We start from the raw sequence: 24,810 nt of genomic DNA, 5'->3' as shown, positions 1-24,810 counted from the left end.
CACTGTATCAATTACTTTGTTAAGCTATTGATATATACTTCTAAATTGGTATAATCTTTATTTAAGGTATATAATTGATGGTCATTTGATGATTTAGGATTTAACCCCTTTTTGATTTCCCAATCATCCGGCATACCATCTTTATCGGTATCTAATTTTGCATTTGTTGATGCTAAAAATGGCCAAGCAATTTTGCTTTCTTCGTAAGGTGTACCGTGTTTAAATCCACCTTGTACATCTATAATGCTGCCTGTTTGTTTCTTAACATCGTTTATCAATCTGCTATCTAAAGTATCTCTTTTATAACTTGCACCTACGTCTTTTAGAACTAATTTATAGGCTTTCTTTGCTGATTGATTTACATCCTCTATAACTTTAAAAGACTGTTCAACAATAGCTTTTTCTTTACTTAAGCTATCAGCTTTTTTATCAAAATATATCCCTTTACGATTATTTTTTGTAGTTTCTGATGATTTGTAAACTGCATTTCCGGCCACATAAAATTGCCCATGTTTACCACTTTTATCAACCGAAGGATTAACAATTCTGTATAAAACATTTTTATTGGTTGATGACCCAAACTTGTAATAATTGTTTACAATATTATATTTGCCACCCTCGCCACCATAAACATTATTATGCCCCCAGTTATAGATAACGTTATTTCTAAAATCCACAAATTCATCTGTAGAACCTAAACGGGCACCATTAAATCTCGGCGTTCTACTATTGCAATGAATAAAAAGGTTATGATGTGCAGATAAATTTGAACCTCCCCAGATACCTCCATAACCGTGTTTTTCAAAATCGGTATCGCCTTCTTCAAAATGGTAAGAATAGTTTAACGGTTCAGAAATGATATTCCATTGTAACGTGGTACTATCTCCGCCATAGGCTGATAAAACTTCATCGGTACTCCAACTAAAACTGCAATGGTCTATCATCACATTTTTACGTTTAGAAATACTCATCGCATCATCACTACCAGAACCAGCTACTTTACCAGTATTTTGATAGCGGTCTCCCATCCTAAAACGTAAATACCTGATGATGATATTATCCCCAACTAAACTTACCGGATAATCGGCAATACAAATACCATCACCAGGAGCGGTTTGGCCTGCTATGGTTATATTTTTACTGATATTTAATCGAGATTTTAGATGAATGGTACCAGATACTGCAAACACAACCATTCTGGGATGTTTTGCTGTAACAGCAGCTCTTAAGCTCCCCTCGCCATCATCATCCAGATTACTTACAATGTAAACTTTTCCACCTCTGCCACCAGTGGTATATTTACCAAAACCTTCTGCCTCAGGGAAAGCTATTGGCTGAGCTGTAACAGCCATCGTAAATAAAAAAAAGATGCTTATTAGGCTATATACTTTTCCCATTTATTTGATTTGATTTTCTGTGATAGTGCTTACCAAACTATTGATGTAAACCTCAATATTATCATAAGCAGTACTTAAATCTTTACCATTAGCATTGGCTTTGGTATGATCTAGTTTCTTGGCTTTTTCCCAATCATCAGGCATGCCATCACCATCGATATCAGTTAAAACAGCAGTTTGATTGAGTATTGGCCAAGCACCAACATCTGTTTGTGTATCTATAATACCATTGGTACTGCCTTTAGACCCTTGAGCTGTAAAAGTTTTATTTCTAACATGAAGTACAATTCTGGCATCTACTGCATCTCTTTTAAATGATGCTCCTGCATATTCTAAAACTCTCTCATAAGCTATTGAAGCAGAGTGAGTGGTTACGTTATTATTGATTTGTAAAGCACTTGCTAAACGCATACTGGCTTTATCTGCTTCTGAAATTGTACCGTAACTGTTATGAAATTGATTATAAACTCCAAAAGTCCAGTTATCATTAGTTGCTCTTGTGCTTCCATCTACAAAATTACCATCTACATAAAATTTACCCCATATATCAAATACTTCGGTACCTGTGGTTTTATTTTTGTCTATAGATAGTATGCGCTCGTTTTTTGAAGTAGCGGGTCCGGGTTTATAGTAATTATTTACAATGTTAACATTCATGGCTTCGCCGCCATACATGCTATTATTACCCCAGTTATAGAATACGTTATTTCTAACATCCACCAAATCTGTTAAGGCAAAAGCTTTACCTGCTTCTTCTCCAAGTCTTGGATTTCTACTGTCATGATTAGCCATTAAGTTATGATGAAACGAGGCTCTTCTGCCGCCCCAAATTCCGCCATAACCATGCGCCCCTTTCCCATGTACAGAGTTCCTTAAGCTTTCTGCAATGATACACCACTGTAAAGTAAAATCTTCATTTGCGTAAAAAGACACGCATTCATCAGTAGACCAACTCATAGAGCAATGATCTACCATAATTCTTTTCCTGAATCTGCCACCTAGAGCATCTCCTTCTTGCTGAGCAGCATCGCCCATTCTAAACCTAAGAAATCTAATAATTACATTATCTGCATCAACACCCACCTCGTAATCTCTTAAACATATCCCATCTCCAGGTGCTGTTTGTCCAGCTATGGTGACATCACCATTTCTTATAAGAAGTCGGCTTTTTAAAACAATAGTTCCAGAAACTTCAAACACTATAATTCTTGCACCTGTAGCTTCTATTGCTGCTCGTAAACTTCCGGTACCTGCATCGTTAAGATTGGTTACTTTTATAACTCTACCTCCACGTCCGCCTGTAATATTTTTAGCAAAACCTTCTGCACCAGGGAAAGCTAGTGCTACCTCATTTACCGGTGTTGGACCAGTAGGTGGTTTTACAGGTTCTTCTGGTGTACTACCTTTTTTCTTACATGCTATTGCAATAAAACCAAACACGAATAATACAAAAAGTAATCCCTTATATTTCATATAAAATGATATTATTTATACTGATTTTCTGTGATAGTACCGACTAAACTATTGACATAAACTTCAATATTATCGTACCCTGTGCTTAAATCTTTGCTACTAGCATTGGCTTTGGTATGGTCTAACTTCTTAGCTTTTTCCCAATCATCAGGCATCCCATCACCATCGGTATCAGTTAAAACACTGGTTTGTGTTAAAAATGGCCAACCACCTACATCGCTTTGTTTATCTATTATACCTAAAAGCCTTGATACAGAACCGCTAAATGTTGCTGTACCATTTCTAACCTCTCCAACAATTCGGGTATCTATAGCATCACGTTTTAAACTTGCCCCACCATAAGTTAATACTGCTTCGAAAGCTTGTTCTGCACTATGTACTGGTATATCTGTTGCAGGAAACGGTGTTGTTCTTTGCGCCATTGTTCTTGTAATACCCGAATCAAAATCGACACCTCCTGTCCAGTTGTCTGCTGTAACCGCTACGTTGCCAAAAACAAAATTTCCTGCGATATAAAAAGTTCCATAACCTAAGCTATATTCGGCGGGATTGGGGGCAGTAGTAGCATTATCTTTAGAAATTTGCATAATTCTATTTCTTCTATTTGTTGGGGTAGCAGGACCATATTTATAGTAATTATTTACCATGTTATACTCGCCATTTTCTCCGCCATAAGTACTATTACCGCTCCAGTTATAAACAACATTATTTCGATAATCTATTTTATCTGCACCATATTTACTTAAACCCGTACCACTACCATTGCTGTATCTTTTTCCTCCATCAAAGCGTGGATTTCTGTTGGTATGGTGCGCTATTAAGTTATGATGAAAAGTTGCTGGGTTACCCCCCCAAATACCGCCATAACCGTGTGCACCTTTGGCATGTCCAGAGTTGTTCATACTCTCCGTAATGAAGCACCATTGCATGGTAAAATTTTTGGTATGGTAAAAGGATGCAGTTTCATCTATAGACCAACTCATAGAGCAATGGTCTAAAACAATGTTTTCAATTTCTCTGCCCCATAAAGCATCACTTTCTATGGTGGCTACGTTGGTGTCTCCTAATCTAAATCTTAGGTAACGGATGATTACATTATTAGCCGTTATATTAGTTTCATAGTCTTGTAAGCATATCCCGTCACCAGGGGCTGTTTGCCCGGCAATGGTAAGGTCTCCATTTCTGATTTGTAACCTGCTTCTTAGTTTAATATTACCAGATACTTCAAAAACTACAATCCGCGGCCCTGTTGCCTCTACAGCAGCTCTCAAACTTCCTGTTCCGCTATCATTAAGATTAGTTACTTTAATAACTCTTCCTCCTCTACCGCCAGTTGTAGTTTTACCTGCACCTTCTGCACCAGGGAAAGCAAAAGCTGTTTCTGTTACTTTTACAGGAACATTATCATTACCCACAGGTGGTGGATTGATGACTACATCTTCTTTTGTTGAAACATTATCCTTTTTACAACTAGCAAATAAAAAAACAACTGCTAATGAAATAGCTAATATGAAACTTTTCACTCCCATAATCTTCTCCTTTTATAAACAAAGCTGTTTCATCTTTCCTATTTAGAAAGTGAAACAGCTTTTTGAAATTAATTTATCCTCCATCTAGGATCTCCTGATGTATTTCTACCCACGAAAGTGGCATCTTTTATTTTAAAATCTCCTGCTGCTGGATTAGTAAATAAATCTGTAGATGGCTTACTATATGCAGTAAATCCTGGATTAGGGTTTGCAACATTAAAAGTTAAATCTGATGTAAAGAAAGATGTAGAAGCATCTAATATAGCAGTAGTGGTAGAAGTTCTAATTCCACGTATTTCTGTACTAGTACCGGCTAGTCTTCCTAGCCCGAAAATATTGTTATTTAGTTTGATACCATTAGCCACAACATTGGTTGGCGAAGTAGAGTAATCAACTATATAACTTGCAGCTACAGGGGCCTCGTTAAAAGTACAATTAGAAATAACAACTGAATTTGAATTACTTCTACTCACAATTATCCTATCTGCCTTATATATTGTGCTATTTGTAACAGATATATTTTGAGTTGTACAAGCTATATTATCTACAGATATTAATCCGTAATTACCAATATCGGTAACAATAGAATTATTAATACTAAATAATTTTACAACGGAAGCAGCTGATTGTTGTCTAAATATCCCTCTAAAGGAGGTAATTAAACATTCATCAAATATCATCTTATCTATGTTTGCAGCTTGGGTAGTATTAAATACATACCTTGATGTTGGATTATCACTTCTTAAAGTAATATTCTTAAATTTAATTGAATCTATAGTTGCACCTGGGGCAAAATTAAAGTTACTGGTAAAGAATATCTCTGCCCTTCCTGGATTGAAGTTATCTTCACTTACAATGGTAACCGTTCTATCCAAAGAAATGGTTGTTGCTATGGTATATTGCTGTCCTTTCTTTAGAATAATAGTACTACCTGCTGGTATTGCACTCCTAAGTGTATCAGAAAGAACTGAAGGTCTATTGGTTATTCCAGTTAGGTCAATTATAGCTCCTGTACCAACTGGTGCTTTTGTTCTAAATTCAATTGTACCTAAGCTTAAGCTTCCAGCAAAAATTTCTGCCCTAAAACCGGCTAAAGATGGTAGTCCGCTCAGTAATTTAAAGCCCAAATTAGCGTTTTGTGGGTCTTTATCATTAACTGTTAAATTAATATCATACGCCGCTCCAACCTCAGGAGTAATGGTCAATTTAGTTAATCCATTCCTAAAAGTCCATCTTAATTCGGCTGCATCGCCTGTAGTAGTTGCCGAAGTAAAAATTTGCGCCCCTACTATACTAAAGGGCTGGGTAATTAGCCATTTAGAGTCTTCTCTACCATTAATTCCGAGTGATTTTATTCTAGCCACATAACGTTGCCTAATTAACAAATCAGGGAAGTTGATGGTTACACCTGCCGTATCTACTTGTGTAGTGTATTCTATGTTTGAAAAGGATGAATCCCTAGCAACCTCTATTTTATAATTTATGATTTCTTCTTCAACAAAAATACTAGGCTTCCATTCTATTTTAACATTAGACTCTCCACTTATTATTCTTGCCACAGTGGTTGGGGTAAACATACGTAAGCCTGAATAGTCATCTAACAATACATCTTTTTTACATGAATGCAAAACTGATGCTACTAGCAATACTATAAGTAGGTAACTAAGTTTAATAAATACTCTATTTTTCATCTTTAATGTTTTAAAATTAATTAATAGCCATAGTCTTGAGTTAACCTAAAATTAGCTCCAATGATATCACTATGAATAGGAAGCAGTTCTCTTGAGTTGGGTACGAAAGCATGTGCAATACCATCTACGCCTGTTATAAATCTTTCACTATTACCTGTATCATTCACAGCATCTCTCCATCTAACGGTGGTATAACCTGCAGGTGCTGTACTTGTGCCTAATCCTGGGGTATACATGACGGTATTAATATTACCTCCAAATAAATTAAGATTAGCTAATTCCCCAGGTATGGTAGCAGCATTAATAAATGGCGATGGTATATAATATATATATCTTGGATAATTAGCATAAACACCCACTCCATCTCTAAAGTCTCTCATTTTTTGTCTGGTCTCTTCTATGTTTGAAGCTAATTTATTCCATCTTATTAGATCATATTTTCTGATTCCCTCGCCTCCAAACTCTAATAAACGCTCTTGCATAATGGCATTAAAGAAGGTTTCTTTATTTGCAGAAACTGTATTAATGTAATTGGTAACCTGTGTTGACCATTGACTCTGTGGAAAAGCTCTTTCTCTCACCTGTCTTAACGCACTTTTAGCATTTTCAGGACCACTCAATTCGTTTTCGGCTTCAGCATACATTAATAAAATATCTGCATAACGTAAGATAGGCCAGTTAACACCTAAGTTTTGAGAAGCATCTCTTATGGCTGTCCAATATTTTCTAAATTTACCCTCTCTCATAACTAAAGAAGTTGTTAATTCTTTGGTATTAGTTGCTGAAATTGAGTAATAAGCCAATGTTACATCCCTTCTTAAATCTTCTCTGTCAAACTCATAGAAATAAGTTGCAATAGCGGCATTTAAACCGTTTGCTTGGCCATAGGAAGAACTAGCATTTTGTCTTATCCCATTACTGTAAGCCATTTTTGTATTGGTAGCTCCTGTAGTTCCTGCTGCTCCAACTGTAAACATCATTTCTCTTCCAACTTCAACAGATTTGGAAGTATGTAAAGACTTAAATAAGTTTTCAAAATTTGGATTTAAGCCATGTTCTCCACTTTCAATAATCTCTTTACACTCGTCTCTAGCTATGGTGTAGTAAGTTAAATAGTCATCTTTTCTAGCCATAACTTGTGGATTTCTTCTTAAAGAATAACCACCTCTTGTTAACGCTATTCTTGCTCTTAATCCTTTAACTACACCCTTTGTAATTCTTGTTGGTGTGTTATCACTTGTTTGTGACCTCCATGGCACAAGAGTTGCGGCTTCTCTCAAATCTTCCAATAAGCGATCATATATAACATCTCTGTCTTCTTTGCCTATATACTGGTCTGTAATATCAGATGCTGGCACAAAACGAGCGGGTAAATCTCCCCAATTTCTCAACAACTCTAGGTAAAATTGTGCTCTTAATGTTAATGCTTCTCCTAACAATTTCCTCATTCCTACCTTTTCTGTTTCTGTCCCAGAATTATAAATAGGAGATAAAGGAATATATTTAATACACATATTAGCTCTTTCAATTCCTGAATATAACTGCTCATAAGGTGCTTTTAAATCAGGTAAATTAGGGCTGGCACCATAATGACTAAGACCTCTGGTTTGTAAAGGATTGTAAGCGCCATCTACTTTAAAATCGTCAGCTCCTTGAGAAAAAGATAAGGATAAACGACTTCCATAGCCATTATCCCCTGGCAGTTTAGCGTAAACGCCTACAACTGTTGAGTTTGCTTCATTTAAAGACCCAAAAGCCACTGTTTCAGATATAGTAGAAGGATTTTCAATGTTAAGATAATCTTTACAAGAAGATAGAAGTGACAATACTACTACACCCATTGCCACAACATTATATTTTATTAATTGATTCATAATACTTTTCGTTTTATACAAGGTTTGTAAATACACGTTATATCTAGTAATTAATTTTTTACTGATTAAAATGTCATATTTATACCTGCCAATACATATCTACTTCTTGGATATGCTGCATAATCTACACTTGGCGTTAATGGGCTAGCTCTTCTTGTATTAGCTTCTGGATCAAACCCAGAATATCCAGTGATAGTCCATAAATTATTTACTGTTGCATACACCCTAAGATTAGAGATAAACTTTGACTTTCTAATTAAATCTTGTGGCATGGTATAGCCTAATGTTAAATTGCTTATTCTTAAGAATGAGGCATCTTCAATAGCATAAGAATGAAGAAAATAAGCACCAGAAGATGGTGTCCAAAACGTTGTATTCTCATTTAAAGCAGCCAAAGCTGTAGGCTCTGTTACCAAAACACCACTTTCATTATACCATTTCCATCTATTATTCATAACAGCCAACATATTGTTATCTCGGTATAAATATTGGCTTGTAAATTCTAGGTTATTAGCATTATAAACTTTTCCTCCTACTGACCAATTAAGAAAAACACTCATGTCAAAATTCTTATATGCGAATTGTTGGTTCAACCCTCCTGTAAATTTTGGTTGCGCATTGCCTAAAACTGTTCTATCATTAGCATCAACCCTGTAAGGATTTGCCGAGTTAGGATCTACGGGAGAAAGCTTCTTTAGTTTTAAATCCCCTGGCTGAGGGGCTCTATTACCTATTAAATTAAAAGAATTTGGAATTCCGTCTTTTAAAACATAAGAAAAGCTACCATTTGTATTTTGGGTAATATCAAAATCCTCTATTTTATAATAACCGTCAGTTACGTATCCATAAAACTGCCCAATAGGTTGTCCAACTTGTAATAAGAAATCTTGATACTGATTACTAGCTGAAGCCCATCCAGAACCTATTAATCTTGATGCTAATGGATTACCAGACGCGTCCAAGCCTAAGCTTACTACTTTATTTCTATTAACTCCAATATTAAAATTAGCGTTCCAAGTAAACTTTTTGTTAGCTATAACGGCTCCAGCTAATTGGATTTCAAAACCTTTATTTTGGGTAGCACCAACATTTTGTACCTGTGTAGGGTTTCCGGCCTCTTTTGGAATATCAACATCAAAAAGCAAATCATTAACAGTATTCAGATAAAAATCAACATTAGCAGTCAATCTAGAGCCAAATAAATCTAAATCTAGACCTAAGTTACGCGAAGTTGTTTTCTCCCATCTTAGATTAGAATTTGCTAAAGAAAGCGGATAAGAGCTAGGTGTAATTGATGTACCAAAAGCGTAGCCATCGCTAGCACTTGAACCATACACAGTTTTAAATAAGTCATCTCCAATTCTATTATTTCCAGCCGAGCCTAAACTAAATCTTACTTTCATATTGTTTAGCCAATCGCCTTTAATATTAGACATAAACTTCTCTTCAGAAATCCTCCATCCTAACGTAACCGCCGGAAAAGCCGCAAATCCATTATCCCTATTAAATTTTGATGAACCATCATATCTTAAAGATGCTGTAGCTAAGTATTTTCCCTGATAATTATAATTTACCCTACCAAAAAAAGATAGTATTCTATTTTCAGAAACGCCTGTTGATGGTGGAGATTGAAATTGGTCTGCCGGAGGGACAGCTCTTTGTATACTTGCAAAAGCTTGTTCAGGCGTAATTCCTATTGGTAACCAACGAATAGTTTTGTTATCCGTAAAACCTTTCCAAATATAAGTTTCTTGCCCTAACAAGAATTCAGTTTGATGCTTACCAAACTTTTTAGAATAATTTAAGGTATTAGAATTTGTAACACTGTAGTCATTTGATTTACGAATATCAACAACTGGTTGGTTATTTGCATTATTGGTTCTGGTTACACCACTTGGAGGTGCATAAAAGAAGTTTTGAACTCTATCATTGGTAACATACCCTAAAACACTTCTAAAAGTTAGGTTTTTAACCAATTCTAAATTAAAATATCCATTCAAATTAGTATTTATTCTGCCATCTTCTCTAATTTCATTATTAGCCAATAATACTGGACTAGCTAAGTTTGTTAAATTAGTATACTCTGGATCAAATTCATCAACTTCTGATTCTAAACCAGGTCCTATAAAAGGTCTAAATCTAACTGCGTTTCTTAAACGATTATTACTTTGTGTTCCTGTATTTGAAGTACCTACACCAGTTACGTCTTGGTCACTATATCTAAAATTTAATCCAACTTTTAATTTTTTATTTACTTTATGATCGAAACGGAATGATGCTAAAGTTCTTTTATAGCCAGAATTAAGCATAATTCCATCTTCATCAGCCCTATTTAAGGTGAAATTATAAGTTGTTGCTTTAGTACCTCCAGAAACCCCCAATACATGCGTTTGACTATATGCATCTCTACCAAATACTTCATCTTGCCAATTTACAAATGGCATAGATTTATAAATATCTAAATCTTCATATCTTCCATATCTATCTATAAAAGAATTTCTAGTTTGTTCATTGGTATTATAATTATAAATCTGATATTGATACTGTACAAAATCATAAGGATTCATCACTTCAATTTTGTTTGTGATATTTCTAACACCTCCAAAACCATTATAGGTAATTTGTGTAGGCATTTCTTTCCCTCCTTTTGTTGTAATAATAACAACACCGTTTGCTCCTCTTGCACCATAGATAGAGGTAGATGCAGCGTCTTTTAGAACATCTATGGATTGAATTTCTTGAGGAGATAATATCGACAGTGCATTTTCTACCACAATACCATCTACAACAAAAAGAGGGGTATTATCTCCTGAAATGGACCCTCCTCCCCTAACTCTTATTAAAATATCAGCACCTGGAGCACCCTCTGTAGTAGTCACTTGCACCCCTGCCAACCTACCTGCTAAAGCCTCGGCAGCTGTACTCACTGGCATATCTTGTAATTGTTTGGCTGTAACAGAAGATACTGAACCTGTTAAAGATTCTCTGGTAGTAGTACCGTAGCCTATTGCAACAACCTCCTGAAGCTCTAAGGCATTAGATTGTAGTATAACGTTTATGGTTGTTTGTCCCTTGAGAGTAACTTCCTGAGGTTTATATCCCACATATCTGAAGGTCAAAATAGCCCCTTCAGTTACATTAAGCGTAAAATTACCATCAACATTTGTTTGGGTGCCTATGGAGGTATTCTTAATCCCCACAGAAACACCAACTAAAGGTTCCCCGGTCTCATCCTTTACAATTCCTTTTAATTGTTTAGTTTGGGCAAAAACCGAATTTAAAACAACTAACGATATCGTTAGTAATAGTAGAGCTTTTCTAATCATATTCATTTATAATTAATGGTTGCTAATAAATAAATACACTTCACAAAGCACTCACTAGGTTAGCATTTGTTGCAAGAAGTCTTTTATTGAAATGGTCTATTTATTTAATTGGCTTAAACAATGGTAATCAGTTTTTAAAGAAAAAAGAAGTAACTGGTTTAAAAAAAATGTGCAATCGATGCCGGCATCGATGCCGTAATTGTTAAATCAACATTTTTTAACTTAAAAAACGCTTTTAAATATATTTTTTCTAAATTTATCTTGAAGCTTTTAAAACCAACCAGCCTAATGTTTAAACCTACTACGATAAAAGATATTGCCAAAGCTTTAAATCTATCTACTTCAACAGTATCCAGAGCCTTAAGAGGTGGATATGAAATTAGTGAAGAAACTAAAAAGATAGTTTTAGAATATGCCGAGAAAGTTAATTTCAAAAGAAATCCTATTGCATTAAGTCTCAAAGAAAGAAGAAGCTATTCTATTGGTGTGATTGTATGCGAGGTTGCTAATCAGTTTTTTTCTCAAGCTATTGACGGTATAGAATCTGTAGCTTATAGTAAAGGTTACCATGTTATCATCTCCCAAACTCATGATAGTTATGAACGCGAAGTTATTAACGTAGAACATTTAGCAAACAGATCTGTTGACGGTTTACTGGTATCTTTAAGCGCAGAAACTAAAGATTATAGTCATCTTGAAAAATTACATGACCAAGGTTTACCTATAGTTTTTTTCGATAGAATTTTAAATTCTATGAATACCCATAAAGTATCTAGCAATAATTTTAAAGGTGCTTTTGAGGCTACAGAATTTTTAATTAGTAAAGGATGTAAACGAATTGCGCATTTGGCAAATGCTTCGCAGCTTTCTATTACAGCCGAAAGACAAAAAGGCTATGAAGAAGCTTTAAGACAACATCATATCCCCATAGATAAAGAACTTATTAAATATTGTAAACACGGTGGACGAGATCAAATAGAAGTAGAAATTGCTGTGAGAGAATTTCTATCTCATGACAATCCTCCTGATGCTATATTTGTTGCCAGCGACAGATTAAGTACTGGCTGTTTAAGTACCATGAAAAAATATGCTACTCATCATCATGATATTCTTGTTGCAGGTTTTAGTAATTCAGAATTAGTAGAGTTATTGAATCCTTCCCTTTCCTATATCAGGCAACCGGCCTTTGAGATGGGCGAAAAAGCTGCAGAAATGCTTATCAGTATTATTGAAAGTAAATACCCAATAGAAGAGTTTGAATCTATTATGCTAGATACCACGCTTCATCCTAATGGAGCATAAAAAAAGCTGCCTTTTTTCTTTTTAAAGGCAGCTTTTATATAAACTAAAATTTCTTATTAAATTTCTACAGCTTTCATTTTTGGTACTAAAGTTTTCATTACAGACCAAGCTACTACATAAGCTAAGGCACAAATAGTAAACATTATGGTATAACCTGTTTCTACATGTCCAAGTTTCTCATAATAATCAAATAAATATCCACCTAGCTTACTCATAACCACACCACCTAAACCTCCGGCCATACCACCAATACCCGTAACAGATGCTACTGACTTCTTAGGGAACATGTCTGAAACTGTTGTAAAAATATTAGCAGACCATGCTTGGTGGGCTGAAGCACCTATACCAATTAATAGTACAGGGAACCAGAAGCTTATTTCACCTAAAACGGGTGCTAAAAGCACTACCAATGGGAATAAAGCAATAATAAACATAGCCCTCATTCTTCCATCATATGGTTTATAACCTTTATTGATAAAATACATAGGGAAAGCACCTCCACCAATACTACCAAACATAGTCATACTATAAAGTATAGAAAGTGGTAACATGATATCTGTACCTGTCATACCGTACTGCGCTTTGAGGTAAGCTGGTAGCCAGAACAAAAAGAACCACCATACACCATCAGTCATAAATTTCCCAAAAGCAAAAGACCATGTTTGTTTAAATCCTAACAGTTTAAACCATGATACTTTTTCTACAACTTCGCTTGTATTTTCTACTTTCTGGTCTTCAACATCACTATTTATATATGCTCTTTCGGCTTCACCTAAACGAGATGATTTATTAGGGGTTTCATAAAGCCAGAACCAAAATATGAGCCAAAGGAAACCAATGGCACCAATAATCCAAAAGGTAAGTTCCCAACCCCAGTGAGATGCTACCCAAGGCACTGTAATTGGTGCTAAAATTGCCCCTACGTTTGAACCAGAATTAAAAATACCTGTTGCAAGTGCCCTTTCCTTTTTAGGAAAATACTCTGCAGTAGCTTTAATTGCGGCAGGGAAGTTACCAGACTCTCCAAATCCTAATAGTGCTCTTGCTATCATAAATCCTATAACAGAAACTGGTAAAGCAATACCAAGGGAAATAAAAAGAGGAGATGCTAATTCGCCTAAAGCCTCTGCATAAGCATGTATTATAGCTGCAAGAGACCAAATAATCAATGCCCAAGCAAAACCCCATTTAGTACCTAATTTATCAATTAAACGCCCTGCAAAAAGCATAGAAATTGCATACGCAAATTGAAAAACAGCTGTAATATTGGCATAATCAGAATTTGTCCAGCCAAATTCTTCTGCAAGTAGTGGCTGTAGTAAACTTAATACTTGCCTATCCAGATAATTAACTGTAGTGGCAAAAAATAAAAGCGAACATATCGTCCACCTAAATTTTCCTATTTTTTCGTTCATCATTTTATTTTGGTTTATATAATTTGGATTTATTTACAAAGTTTTATCAGCCTGAAAGCTTCTGCTGTGTTTTTTGCTAACTCGTCTAAAGCTCTGTTTTGCATCACATCTTTACTGATGAGTTTGCTCCCCATTCCAACTGCAGAAACACCTGCTTTAAACCACTCGCGAATATTTTTTTCTTCAATTTCAACACCTCCTGTTGGCATAAAATGTTGCCCAACAAAAAGTTCTCTTATCGCACTTACAAAACCTGTCCCTAAAACATTTGCAGGGAAAAGTTTAATCAATAATGCACCCACACCTTGTGCAGTACTAATTTCTGTAGGTGTCATACAGCCAGGTATCCAAAGCATATCAAGGCTATTTACCAATTGGCCAACCGCAACGTTTACCGTAGGGCATACAATATAATCTGCACCAGCATCAATAAAATCTTGTGCCTCTTTGGTGTTTTTAATGGTTCCTATCCCTAAGTAAAAATCAGGAAGATCTTTTAATTGTGATTTTAAATATCTAAAATTTTCTAAAGCAGCCGGACCACGGTTAGTATATTCTAGCGTTTTTACACCCGCTTCGTATAAGGTTTTAATGATAGCTAAGCTTAGCTCTTTATCTTCATGATAAAACAGAGGTAGCATCCCCTGGCCAATAATGGTGTCTAATACAGTTTGTTTATGCGGCATAGTCTTTTATGGTTTGTAATATTTCTTCTTTAGTTGTTGATGTTGAATCTGTTGGGATAAATAGCTTTTTAAAAGCAGCAGCCGTAGCAAATTCTAAGGTATCTTGTGTGCTGTAACCAGATGATATACCAAAAAGTAAACCACCCATAAAGGTATCTCCACTTCCTACTTTATTGATAATTTTATCAACCTGATATTGCTGAGATACATGTAGTGTACCTTCTTGATAAAATGTGGTATAATAATTAATGCCCTCGCCGTTTTCAAACCTAAAGGTATTGGCTACTGCTTTACAGTTAGGAAATTTACTCATTATCTCTAAAGATGTTTTTTCGGCATGTTTAAGATAAGCTTCCTTAGCATCTTGTACTATCAAGGTATCATCTAATGCCGTACCCAACATTTGATGAGCAGCCCATAAATTACCCATAATTAAATCACAATATGAAGCAATTTCTGGCATAATTTCTACCGGGCTTTTATCATATTTCCAAAGCTTTGCTCTGTAATTCAAGTCTAAAGAAACATGTATACCTTTTGCTTTACAAGCTTTCACAGCTTCTAGGCAAACGTTTGCAGCATTTTGCGAAACAGCAGGACAAATAGCACTAAACTGAAAATGGCTTACGCCTTCCAATACTTTATCCCAATTTACATCACCTGGCTTTAAAGCATAAAATGATGAATATGCCCTATCATAGATAACCCCGGCACTTTTTAAATCTTTACCTTGGGTAAGGTAATAAATCCCTATACGCTCCCCTTGTAAAGCGATTCTTGAAGCATCAATATTTAAATTTTCTATATAACCTAAAATTTCTTTGGTTAGGTCATGATCTGGTAAAGCAGTAAAAAAAGCTACATCAGCACCCCAAATGGCTAAGCCGGTAGCTACATTTAGCTCGGCTCCGCCAACAAAAATTGGGATTTCATTATTTTTTAACCATGCTCCGTTTGCGTCCGGAGAAATTCTTAGTAATAGCTCACCAAAGGTTAATATTTTACTCATTATAAATTAAAGTATTGTTTAGCGTTATAGTAGCAAATATCTTTAACAATTTGTCCAATCCATTTTTCATCATCAGGGATTTGGCCATTCTCCATCTCAGAACCTAAAAGATTACATAATATTCTTCTGAAATATTCATGTCTGGAGTAAGAAAGGAAACTTCTAGAATCTGTCAACATCCCAACAAAAGTACTCAGAACTCCCATATTTGATAAGGAATTTAATTGTTTCTCCATCCCATCTTTTTGGTCTAAGAACCACCAGCCCGAGCCAAATTGCATTTTACCTTTTGTTTTCCCATCGGCAAAATTGCCTATCATGGTAGCAAAAACATCATTATCAGCAGGGTTAAGGTTATAAAGAATGGTTTTGGTTAATTGGTCTTCTAAAGAAAGATTGCCTAAGAAATTAGAAAGACTTTCTGCTTGTTTAAAATCGGCAATAGAATCGTAACCAGTATCCGGACCTAATTTTCTCATCATCCCGTGGTTGTTATTACGTATAGCACCTAAATGGAATTGCTGTACCCAACCTTTTTCATGATAAATTTTACCTAACTCTGTTAAAACATATCCAGCAAAAGCATCTGGATCAGAGAAAGTATCCACATCACCAGCTAAAAGCTTTTTGTATTCTTGTTTTTGGGCATCTGTTAAAGTTAACTTTGATGGAATAGCTTGTAAACCATGGTCTGATATACTTGCATCATGAGCTTCAAAATAATCAACCCTGTTTCTTAAAGCTGCAATTAAAGACTCAACATCTGTAATTTGTATACCCGATGCTGCCGATAGTTTTTGGATATACGCTCGGTAAGCATTTACATCGCCAATTAACAAAGATTTATCCGGACGGAAAGATGGTTTTACCTTTACTGCAAAACCACTTTCTTGCAATTGCTTATGGTATTCTAAATCATCGCAAGGATCATCTGTAGTACCTACCATCACTACATTAAACTGGGTTAATAAGCCTTGTGTAGAAAAATTGTCTTGTGCTAACAGCTCATTAGCATGACTGTAAATTTTTGATGCCGATTGCTCATTTAAGAAATTTTGAACGCCAAAAGGATTTTTAAGTTCCATGTGTGTCCAATGAAAAAGTGGGTTTCTTACGGTTGCAGGAACCACTTTAGCCCAAGCCATAAACTTTTCCTCATCAGAAGCACTGCCGGTGATATAATTTTCATCTACACCAAGAGCCCTCATAGCCCTCCACTTGTAATGATCCCCTTTTAGCCAGATTTCTGTTAAAGTGCTAAATTTCTTATTTTCTGCTATCTCTTGCGGAGGAAGATGATTGTGATAATCTATAATAGGTAAATCCTTAGCATAATCATGATATAAAACCTTTGCCTGCTTGCTGTAAAGTAAAAAATCCTCTGGTATTACTGCGCCTTCTTTCATTTGGAAATTTCTGTTGTTTTTGTTGCTTAATTCTAAAATTTTAAATTGGTTGCTACGGCGATGCCAATTTGTAAAAAATATTGCTTATTTACACTATCAAATGTGTATTTTTTAGTAAATGCTTTTAATTTTTATTCTTTTTGAGATTTTTTAATCCTTAAATTAGAAGTAACAACACTTAGTATCTTTTAGATTATCACTTATCAGCATAAACTTATTTTAACAATAAAATTTATTAGAAACTTATAAAAGCTATATTATTTGCTATTTTCAGCCTTAATAAAAAATATTAATAACTTTTAAGCCACTAAACTGGTATAAGATTCTTAGAATACGTTAAATTTAAAAACCATACTTGTACAAAATTGATGGAGTCTTATTTAAATAAAGAAAAACCCGAAGTAAGATTAAGAGCGTTTAGGGCGATAGACGATCCAGAAACCTGTGCGCTGTTTGTAGAAGGACATAAAAATGTGCTTACGAGTATTGGCGTTACCAAAGTTACTTCCTCAAAAAACGAGTGGGTAGACAACCCGGGAGCCTTTGTTCTCATTGTTGAATCATTAGATAAAAAGAAAGTTTATGGAGGGGTACGTATACATGTTGCCGGTGGAAGTCAACCCCTACCCATAGAAGAAGCCACTAAAGCACTAGACCCTGCCATAACCACCTTAGTTTACAATTATGCACAACAAGGTACAGGCGAGTTTTGTGGCTTATGGAATTCTAGAGAAATAGCAGGTTATGGGGTGGGTAGTATTTTTCTATCAAGAGCCTGTGTGGCTATATCTACACAAATCGGTATAAAATCTATTTTTGCATTATGTGCACCCTATACCGTACAAATGGGTATAAATTCTGGTTACGAAATAGAAACCAGTATAGGTAATAATGGTACTTTTTACTACCCAAAATTAGATTTAATTGCTACCACCATGATACTTAAAGACCCAGAGTTTTTAAGCAAAGCAGTTGAGGAGGAAAGAGAAACCATTTTCAAACTGAGGGAAAATTTAACCATCACCCGTTTAGAAGAACTTAGAAAAAAACAAATAGAAATACATTATGAAATCCAAATACCAAATCTAGAAAATTGGGATTTAAAGGCTGCAATAGCCAATACTTCTTTGCCTTCAGCTCAGGTTAAAACACAAGACTTTGATGAATTTGATATTTTCTCCTAAATCTTAAAAGATGTCTAACACTACAACTTCTCATTTTTTACAACTAAACCACCATCTTAAAGAAATTTATCAACCTTTAATACTTAAAATACATCAACCAAAAGACCTACAAATTTTTAACGATTTAATTAACCAACAACAGGTTGTGTTCTTTTATGACGAAATATGGAGCCAATTGCAGGAGCTTATCAAATCAAAAAACCCTTCCATAAGGCTTAAAGAAGATGTTTACAAGAAACTGATTGATGAAGAACTAGGAGAATTTAGTTTAGAACAATACGGTGTTTGGGTTTATTATCCCTGGAGTAAAAAAATGGTACATCTTTTAGATAGAGATGCTTTTGTAGAGGTAAGAACAAACCGCAATCAATATAAAATTACAAGAGAAGAAAGAGATTTATTAAGCACCAAAAAGATTGGTATCGTAGGCTTGTCTGTAGGGCAATCTATTGCGCTTACTTTAGCCATGGAAAGAGGCTGTGGCGAATTACGCTTAGCAGATTTTGATACACTTGAACTCAGTAATTTAAATAGAATAAGAAGCGGTGTAAGTAACTTAGGCTTATCAAAAGTGATAGTTGCCGCTCGTGAAATTCTGGAAATAGACCCCTTTTTAAATGTTACCTGTTTTAAAGAAGGCTTAACGGAAGATAATTTGGATGATTTCTTTCTTAAAGATGGCAAGCTTGATCTTTTAGTAGATGAATGTGATGGCCTCGACATGAAGATTATTGCCAGACACAAAGCCAAAGCATTACAAATTCCGGTTTTGATGGATACTAGCGATAGAGGAATGCTGGATGTAGAAAGATTTGATTTAGAACCCAACAGGGAATTGCTTCATGGCACTTTAAAAGGGATTAACCCGCATACAATCAAAGAACTAAGCAATGAAGATAAAATACCATTAATCTTGCAAATGTTAGGTGCAGAAAATATTTCTTTAAGAGGAAAAGCATCAATGGTAGAAGTACAACAAACCATCAATACCTGGCCGCAGCTTGCCAGTTCTGTTACTTTAGGAGGGGCTGTAGCTGCCGATGTTAGCCGAAGAATCTTACTTAACCAATTTCATGCCTCTGGCAGATATTATATTGATTTAGAAGAACTCATCGCAAATCCGAAGATTGATAAACAAGAAAACACCTCTGAAAGAAAAAATCCACACAACCCCTTATTCAAACAAGATTTGATAAACCTGGCACAACAGGTTTCATTTACTAAAACCAATAATGCTGTTACTATTGATGAACATACACTTAAAGAATTAATATATGCAGCAGCAGCAGCCCCATCAACAGGAAACGACCAACCTTGGAAATGGCTTTATCAAGAAGGCCTTCTTTATCTTTTCCATGAAGAAAATAGGTCTTATTCCTTTGGAGATTTTCAAAAAACAGCTTCTTTTATTTCTCTAGGTGCAGCTTTTGAAAATTTATACCTTAAAGCACTCACATTTAATTTAAATACAAAAATAAATTTCTTACCCATAGCTAGCCAAGAGCAACTGGTTGCAGTTATTTATTTTGAAAAATCAGAAATAAACACCAATACCTTAGCACAAGACCTATCAACTTATATTCATCAAAGATGTACGAACAGAAATCATGCGCTACAAAAAAATAGGCTAGAAGAAAAGCAGTTAGCATATCTCAAAGAAATCACAAATAGCATATATCCTATTAATTTTCAATACTTTACAGAAGAAAAAGACCTTAAATTATTTGGAAAAATGATAGGTATTTGCGATAGAATACGCCTATTAAACCCAGAGGGCCATTATGATTTTGTACATCGAGAGATGCGCTGGACCACTGCCGATGCCGAACAAAGCAAAGATGGCATTGATGTTAAAACTTTAGGATTAAGTAACTCGCAACTTGCTGCCTTGAGTATGATTAAAGATGCTGAAGTTGTTAAAACAATAAAGGAGTTAAAAGGCGGAAAAGCCTTTGATACTTTGGCCTTAAAAACAATAGAATCAGCATCGGCAATATGCCTTATAAGTGTACCTAAATATAGCTTAGAAAGTTTTTTTAAAGGCGGTCAAGCTATGGAGCGTTTTTGGCTTGCTGCAACAAAAATTGGTTTAGCAGTACACCCACTCATATCGCCTTTATACTTATTTACAAGAGTCAATCATGGAAATGGCAAGGGCTTAGATACAAGTAGTATAAATGAATTAACAGCATTAAGAAAAGAATTTGAAGCTTTAACAGGATTAGACAAAAACAATGCAGAAGTATTTTTAGCAAAAATTTCTTTTGCAGAACAAATAGAATTAAAATCACATAGATTACCTTTAGAAAAAATTCTATTTGTTAGTTAAAAATTAAATCCACCTTATGAGGAATAAACTTTTACTTTTTCTTATACTTTGCTGTTCTTACACTTATGGGTTAGGGCAACATAAGATTATTTTTAAGAATGATAATAGCATCATAGGTCATCATATTGCTATTTTACAAGATCATTCAAAAAAATTAAATTTTAATGATATTGTAAACAACCATTCATTTAAGCCATCTGGCGCAGAAACCATTATTTTACCTTTAAGTGATGCTAATTTTTGGTTAAAATTCACCATCAAAAATCAAAGTAACCAAAACAACCTACTTTTAATGATAGAAAGTTCTTATCTAGACAATAGTGAACTATATTATCAAAGAAACGGAATTTTATACTTTCAGAAAATTAGTAACACAAAAAAATTTAATGCCAGAAAGTATAAACATCAACATCCTATTTTTGATTTAAACATTGCCGCAAATGCAGAACAAACTTATTACCTCAAAGTAAATAGCCATGAGCAAATGTTTCTTCCTATTTACATAGGTAAAGAGCAAAAAATATCAGAATACCTTAATAGCCATGATATTTTTTGGGGTGTTCTTATTGGCATTTTAATGGTTATGATTCTTTATAATAGCTTCTTGTATCTCTCAACCAAAGATATAAGCTATGTGTATTACGTTTTATATACCTTATTTACCTTACTAACTCAAATAACCCTTTCCGGACATTCATTTAAATACCTGTTTAGCAATACCCCTTACCTGTTTAATAAAGTTTTGATAATTTTCCCGGGCTTGGCGGGTATTATGGGCATAATATTCATCAGACTTTTTTTACAATCAAAAACCAGAACGCCTAAACTCAATAAACTATTTATCATCTCTTTGGCGGTTTACGCCAGTGCCATTGCAGCCAGAATTATAGGTTTTGACCTTTTAAGTTATCGCTTAATTGATATAGCCGCCATTTATACCATTATTGTTATCTATACCGTTGCGATAACCATCACCGTACAAGGTTATAGGCCTGCTAAGTTTTTTTTAATTGCTTGGAGCGGCTTTTTCATCGGCCTCATCGTATTTATATTAAAAAACTCCGGTTTATTACCTTATAATACCTTTACCAATTATTCTTTACAAATAGGAACAGCACTAGAAGTAACATTACTTTCTTTAGCACTAGCAGATAGAATTAATATTCTTAAAAAAGAAAAAGAGCAGTCGCAAGCACAAGCTTTAGAAATTGCTAAAGAAAATGAACGCATTATCAAAGAACAAAATACCATATTAGAGCAAAGAGTTAAAGAAAGAACTGTTGAATTGATAGAAACAAATAACGAACTTAGCCATACACTTGAAGATTTAAAACAAGCACAAACTCAATTGGTTGAAGCAGAAAAAATGGCCTCATTAGGTCAATTAACTGCCGGTATAGCACATGAAATTAATAACCCCATTAACTTTGTAACTTCCAACGTTTCGCCATTACTTAGAGACGTAAATATGTTATTTGATGCAGTAGATTTAATAGAAAAAATAGGTTTATCTGATAAAACTATACAAGAAAAACAGCAAGAAATAGAAGAATATAAAGAAGAGCTAGATTACGATTACCTAAAAATGGAAATTAACCATTTACTAAAAGGTATTCATGAAGGAGCTAGCAGAACTGCAGAAATTGTTAAAGGTCTAAGAATTTTTTCCAGAGTTGATGAAGATGACTTAAAAAGAGCTGATATAAATGAAGGGATAGAATCTACTTTAGTAATCATGAATAATTTACTCAACAATAGCAATATTAAAGTAGAAAAAAACTATGCAGCATTACCTTTGGTAGAGTGCTATCCAGGGAAACTTAATCAAGTTTTTTTAAATATCATCTCTAATGCCATACACGCTATCAATGTCAAACATACCCATAGTAAAGATGGTTTATTAAGTATCAAAACTACAGCAACAGAAGATTTTGTTAACATTTATATTACCGATAACGGCTGTGGAATGTCTGACACTACAAGAAATAAAATTTTTGACCCTTTCTTTACCACAAAAGATGTGGGAGAAGGAACAGGTTTAGGTATGTCTATAGCTTACAATACCATTAAAAAACACAACGGTCAAATTTTCATCAATACTGAGCCAGATAAAGGCACAGAATTTATTATCAAAATACCCGTTATACACCAAATCATGATCAGCTAAAATATAATCATGTCAGAAAAAATTAAGATACTGTATGTAGATGATGAAATGAATAACTTAATAGGCTTCAAAGCCTCATTAAGATTCGATTATCAGATTTTTACTGCACAAAACACTTCTGAAGCTTTACAATTTTTAAATAAATATCCTGATATAAAAGTAATTTTTTGCGACCAAAGGATGCCCCATAAAACCGGGGTAGACTTTTTTGCAGAAATTAGAAGTACACACCCATACCCCATCAGAATATTATTAACTGCTTATACAGATATAGAATCGGTTATTGACGCCATTAATAAAGGACATGTTTTTAGATATGTAAAAAAACCTTGGATAGATGCAGATATCATTAGTGCTATTGAAGAGGCTGTACATTTTTACGAGGCAAGTTCAATGCTTGCATTAAAAAATCAGGAATTACATAAAGCTTATTCAGAACTTGATAAATTCGCATACTCTGTAAGTCATGATATAAGAGGCCCATTAGTAGGTATTGCAGGAGGAATAAATCTAGCGTTAAATACCCATAACTTAGATGAGGTAAAAGAAATATTGAAAATGATGAATAAATCTGTTCAAAAACTAGATGATTTCATCTTAAGCATGCATGATTATTACAGCTTAGAAAGAGGCGAACTCAAAATTACAGATATTGATTTCAGAGATCTTATCAAAGAAATGGAAGATGTCTATCAAATTTATGCCAAAACCCTATCCATAGCCTTTAAAATCCATTTACAACAAGAAGAATCTTTCTGGAGCGATAGAGTTTCTATTTTTTTAATCATCAACAACCTTTTATCAAACGCTTTTAAATATCAGGTATTAGAAAAAGAAAACAAATTTGTTAGCTTAAATATTGTAGTAGAAAAAGGCATTGCTACCATTATTGTAGCTGATAATGGCTCTGGAATTGATGAAAAATATAAGAATCAAATTTTTGATTTATTCTTTAGAGCGCATATTAAAGAAGCTGGCTCGGGCTTCGGATTATTTAATGTTAAAAGTGCTTTGTTAAAACTAAACGGACAAGTAGAAGTAGATTCTGAACTTAACCAAGGCACAACTTTCACCATCAAAATACCTAACAAATAAACATGAAACTAAACTTTATTATTGTAGACGATAGAGAATTAGATTGCTTTATTGCAGAAAAACTTATTCTTAATACAGGCAAATGCAATAGCTTTAAAGCTTATGACAATGCTATAGAAGCTTTACAGGATATTAAAGCTAAAGAACCAGAAAAAGGAAGTTTAACAGTGCTTTTACTTGATATCATGATGCCTGTAATGAATGGCTTTCAGTTTATAGAAGAGTTTGAGAACTTGCCGAAAGAAACCAAAAACAATTATCGTATTATCTCCATTACAACATCATTAAATAAAAATGATATCAGTAGAATTTCTACTTACGAATCTGTATTTGGAGTATTAAAAAAACCTTATAGTTTTGAAGCTTTTGAAGAAATGATAAATAATATTAGCCAAGAAAGTTAAGATAAAAGTTTTTGTCTTAACAAAAACTCTAATTGATCATTAGAAGTAGCCAATTTTTCATTCATAATTTCTATTTGCTTACGTTCTAACAAGATGTCATAAGCTCTTTTAATAGTCATATCAAGCTCTGCTTCATCCCAAGGTTTATTAAGATAATGGAAAATTTTACCTTTATTAACGGCGTCTATCACTGCACTCATATCAGCATATCCAGTTAGTAATATACGCATGGGCTCTGGAAACTTTTCTAATACTTTTTCTAAAAACTCAACACCAGTCATATTGGGCATTCTTTGATCTGTAATAATAATATCTACAGCTTTGGTTTCCATAATCTTAAGGGCATCATCGCCACTTAATGCAGTAAGTACTTGATACTTTATTCTGAAATTAGCTTTAAAAGAAATTAGATTATTTTCTTCATCATCTACATAAAGTACAACTATTTTTTTTTCAGACATGGATGCAAAGTTTTAAAAACGAAAATAAATATAATAAAACTTTACATTTAAAAAGAAGTGCA

The 24,810-nt window shown here is 34.3% G+C and carries 17 protein-coding genes; 6 read left to right on the top strand and 11 right to left on the bottom strand.

The window, feature by feature from the left end; genetic code table 11:
* Positions 1 to 11: 11 nt before the first annotated feature.
* From B2745_RS11250 to B2745_RS11225, 6 genes are all read right to left on the bottom strand, one after another.
* Positions 12 to 1,352 carry a pectate lyase family protein gene (locus B2745_RS11250; protein WP_304066548.1) on the bottom strand — a complete coding sequence of 447 codons (1,341 nt, stop codon included), beginning with the start codon at positions 1,350 to 1,352 and terminating at the stop codon, positions 12 to 14.
* Between the two features lie 45 nt (positions 1,353 to 1,397).
* On the bottom strand, positions 1,398 to 2,870 hold the full coding sequence (locus B2745_RS11245) for a pectate lyase family protein (RefSeq protein ID WP_304066546.1): 1,473 nt from the start codon (positions 2,868 to 2,870) through the stop codon (positions 1,398 to 1,400).
* A gap of 11 nt (positions 2,871 to 2,881) precedes the next feature.
* Complete coding sequence (locus B2745_RS11240) at positions 2,882 to 4,399, bottom strand: pectate lyase family protein (protein WP_304066544.1); 1,518 nt, start codon at positions 4,397 to 4,399, stop codon at positions 2,882 to 2,884.
* A gap of 68 nt (positions 4,400 to 4,467) precedes the next feature.
* A complete protein-coding gene (locus B2745_RS11235) occupies positions 4,468 to 6,090 on the bottom strand; it encodes a DUF5123 domain-containing protein (protein ID WP_304066543.1) in 1,623 nt (540 codons plus the stop codon).
* A gap of 20 nt (positions 6,091 to 6,110) precedes the next feature.
* On the bottom strand, positions 6,111 to 7,964 hold the full coding sequence (locus B2745_RS11230) for a RagB/SusD family nutrient uptake outer membrane protein (RefSeq protein ID WP_304066541.1): 1,854 nt from the start codon (positions 7,962 to 7,964) through the stop codon (positions 6,111 to 6,113).
* Between the two features lie 65 nt (positions 7,965 to 8,029).
* Positions 8,030 to 11,290, bottom strand: a complete 3,261-nt coding sequence (locus tag B2745_RS11225) for a SusC/RagA family TonB-linked outer membrane protein (protein WP_304066538.1) — start codon at positions 11,288 to 11,290, stop codon at positions 8,030 to 8,032.
* Positions 11,291 to 11,578: 288 nt separating this feature from the next.
* On the opposite strand from B2745_RS11225, the gene B2745_RS11220 reads away from it, so the two are divergent.
* Positions 11,579 to 12,592 (top strand): LacI family DNA-binding transcriptional regulator, encoded by a 1,014-nt coding sequence (locus tag B2745_RS11220; protein ID WP_304066535.1) that lies wholly within the window; start codon positions 11,579 to 11,581, stop codon positions 12,590 to 12,592.
* 56 nt (positions 12,593 to 12,648) lie between these two features.
* Here B2745_RS11220 and B2745_RS11215 read toward each other — a convergent pair whose 3' ends face one another.
* Genes B2745_RS11215 through uxaC form a run of 4 tightly spaced genes read right to left on the bottom strand, consistent with a single transcriptional unit; the run spans position 12,649 to position 17,108 of the window.
* On the bottom strand, positions 12,649 to 14,007 hold the full coding sequence (locus B2745_RS11215) for an MFS transporter (protein ID WP_304066668.1): 1,359 nt from the start codon (positions 14,005 to 14,007) through the stop codon (positions 12,649 to 12,651).
* A gap of 29 nt (positions 14,008 to 14,036) precedes the next feature.
* Entirely contained in the window at positions 14,037 to 14,693 is a 657-nt protein-coding gene (locus tag B2745_RS11210; RefSeq protein WP_304066532.1) for a bifunctional 4-hydroxy-2-oxoglutarate aldolase/2-dehydro-3-deoxy-phosphogluconate aldolase, read from the bottom strand.
* A complete protein-coding gene (locus B2745_RS11205; protein ID WP_304066529.1) occupies positions 14,683 to 15,702 on the bottom strand; it encodes a sugar kinase in 1,020 nt (339 codons plus the stop codon). The genes B2745_RS11210 and B2745_RS11205 overlap by 11 nt, the downstream gene beginning before the upstream one ends.
* A complete protein-coding gene (gene uxaC, locus B2745_RS11200) occupies positions 15,702 to 17,108 on the bottom strand; it encodes a glucuronate isomerase (RefSeq protein ID WP_304066527.1) in 1,407 nt (468 codons plus the stop codon). Before uxaC ends, B2745_RS11205 begins: the two co-directional genes overlap by 1 nt.
* Before the next feature lie 368 nt (positions 17,109 to 17,476).
* On the opposite strand from uxaC, the gene B2745_RS11195 reads away from it, so the two are divergent.
* From B2745_RS11195 to B2745_RS11175, 5 genes are read left to right on the top strand one after another with little or no spacing between them, the layout of a single operon-like run.
* The gene (locus B2745_RS11195; protein WP_304066524.1) at positions 17,477 to 18,292 is read left to right on the top strand and encodes a hypothetical protein; all 816 of its coding nucleotides are present in this window, start codon (positions 17,477 to 17,479) and stop codon (positions 18,290 to 18,292) included.
* Between the two features lie 10 nt (positions 18,293 to 18,302).
* Complete coding sequence (locus B2745_RS11190) at positions 18,303 to 20,621, top strand: Rv1355c family protein (protein WP_304066521.1); 2,319 nt, start codon at positions 18,303 to 18,305, stop codon at positions 20,619 to 20,621.
* A gap of 16 nt (positions 20,622 to 20,637) precedes the next feature.
* Positions 20,638 to 22,788: a sensor histidine kinase gene (locus B2745_RS11185; protein ID WP_304066518.1), complete on the top strand. Its 2,151-nt coding sequence runs from the start codon at positions 20,638 to 20,640 to the stop codon at positions 22,786 to 22,788.
* Positions 22,789 to 22,797: 9 nt separating this feature from the next.
* Positions 22,798 to 23,883: a hybrid sensor histidine kinase/response regulator gene (locus B2745_RS11180; RefSeq protein ID WP_304066515.1), complete on the top strand. Its 1,086-nt coding sequence runs from the start codon at positions 22,798 to 22,800 to the stop codon at positions 23,881 to 23,883.
* 2 nt (positions 23,884 to 23,885) lie between these two features.
* On the top strand, positions 23,886 to 24,287 hold the full coding sequence (locus B2745_RS11175; protein WP_304066513.1) for a response regulator: 402 nt from the start codon (positions 23,886 to 23,888) through the stop codon (positions 24,285 to 24,287).
* On the opposite strand, the gene B2745_RS11170 is transcribed toward B2745_RS11175, so the two are convergent.
* On the bottom strand, positions 24,284 to 24,748 hold the full coding sequence (locus B2745_RS11170) for a response regulator (RefSeq protein WP_304066510.1): 465 nt from the start codon (positions 24,746 to 24,748) through the stop codon (positions 24,284 to 24,286). The genes B2745_RS11175 and B2745_RS11170 overlap by 4 nt on opposite strands.
* Positions 24,749 to 24,810: the final 62 nt, after the last annotated feature.

This window comes from Pedobacter glucosidilyticus, assembly GCF_002483235.1.
Classification (GTDB): domain Bacteria; phylum Bacteroidota; class Bacteroidia; order Sphingobacteriales; family Sphingobacteriaceae; genus Pseudopedobacter; species Pseudopedobacter glucosidilyticum_B.
Note: the sequence above shows the minus strand (reverse complement) of the source record. Positions and strands in the feature narration are given on the sequence as shown.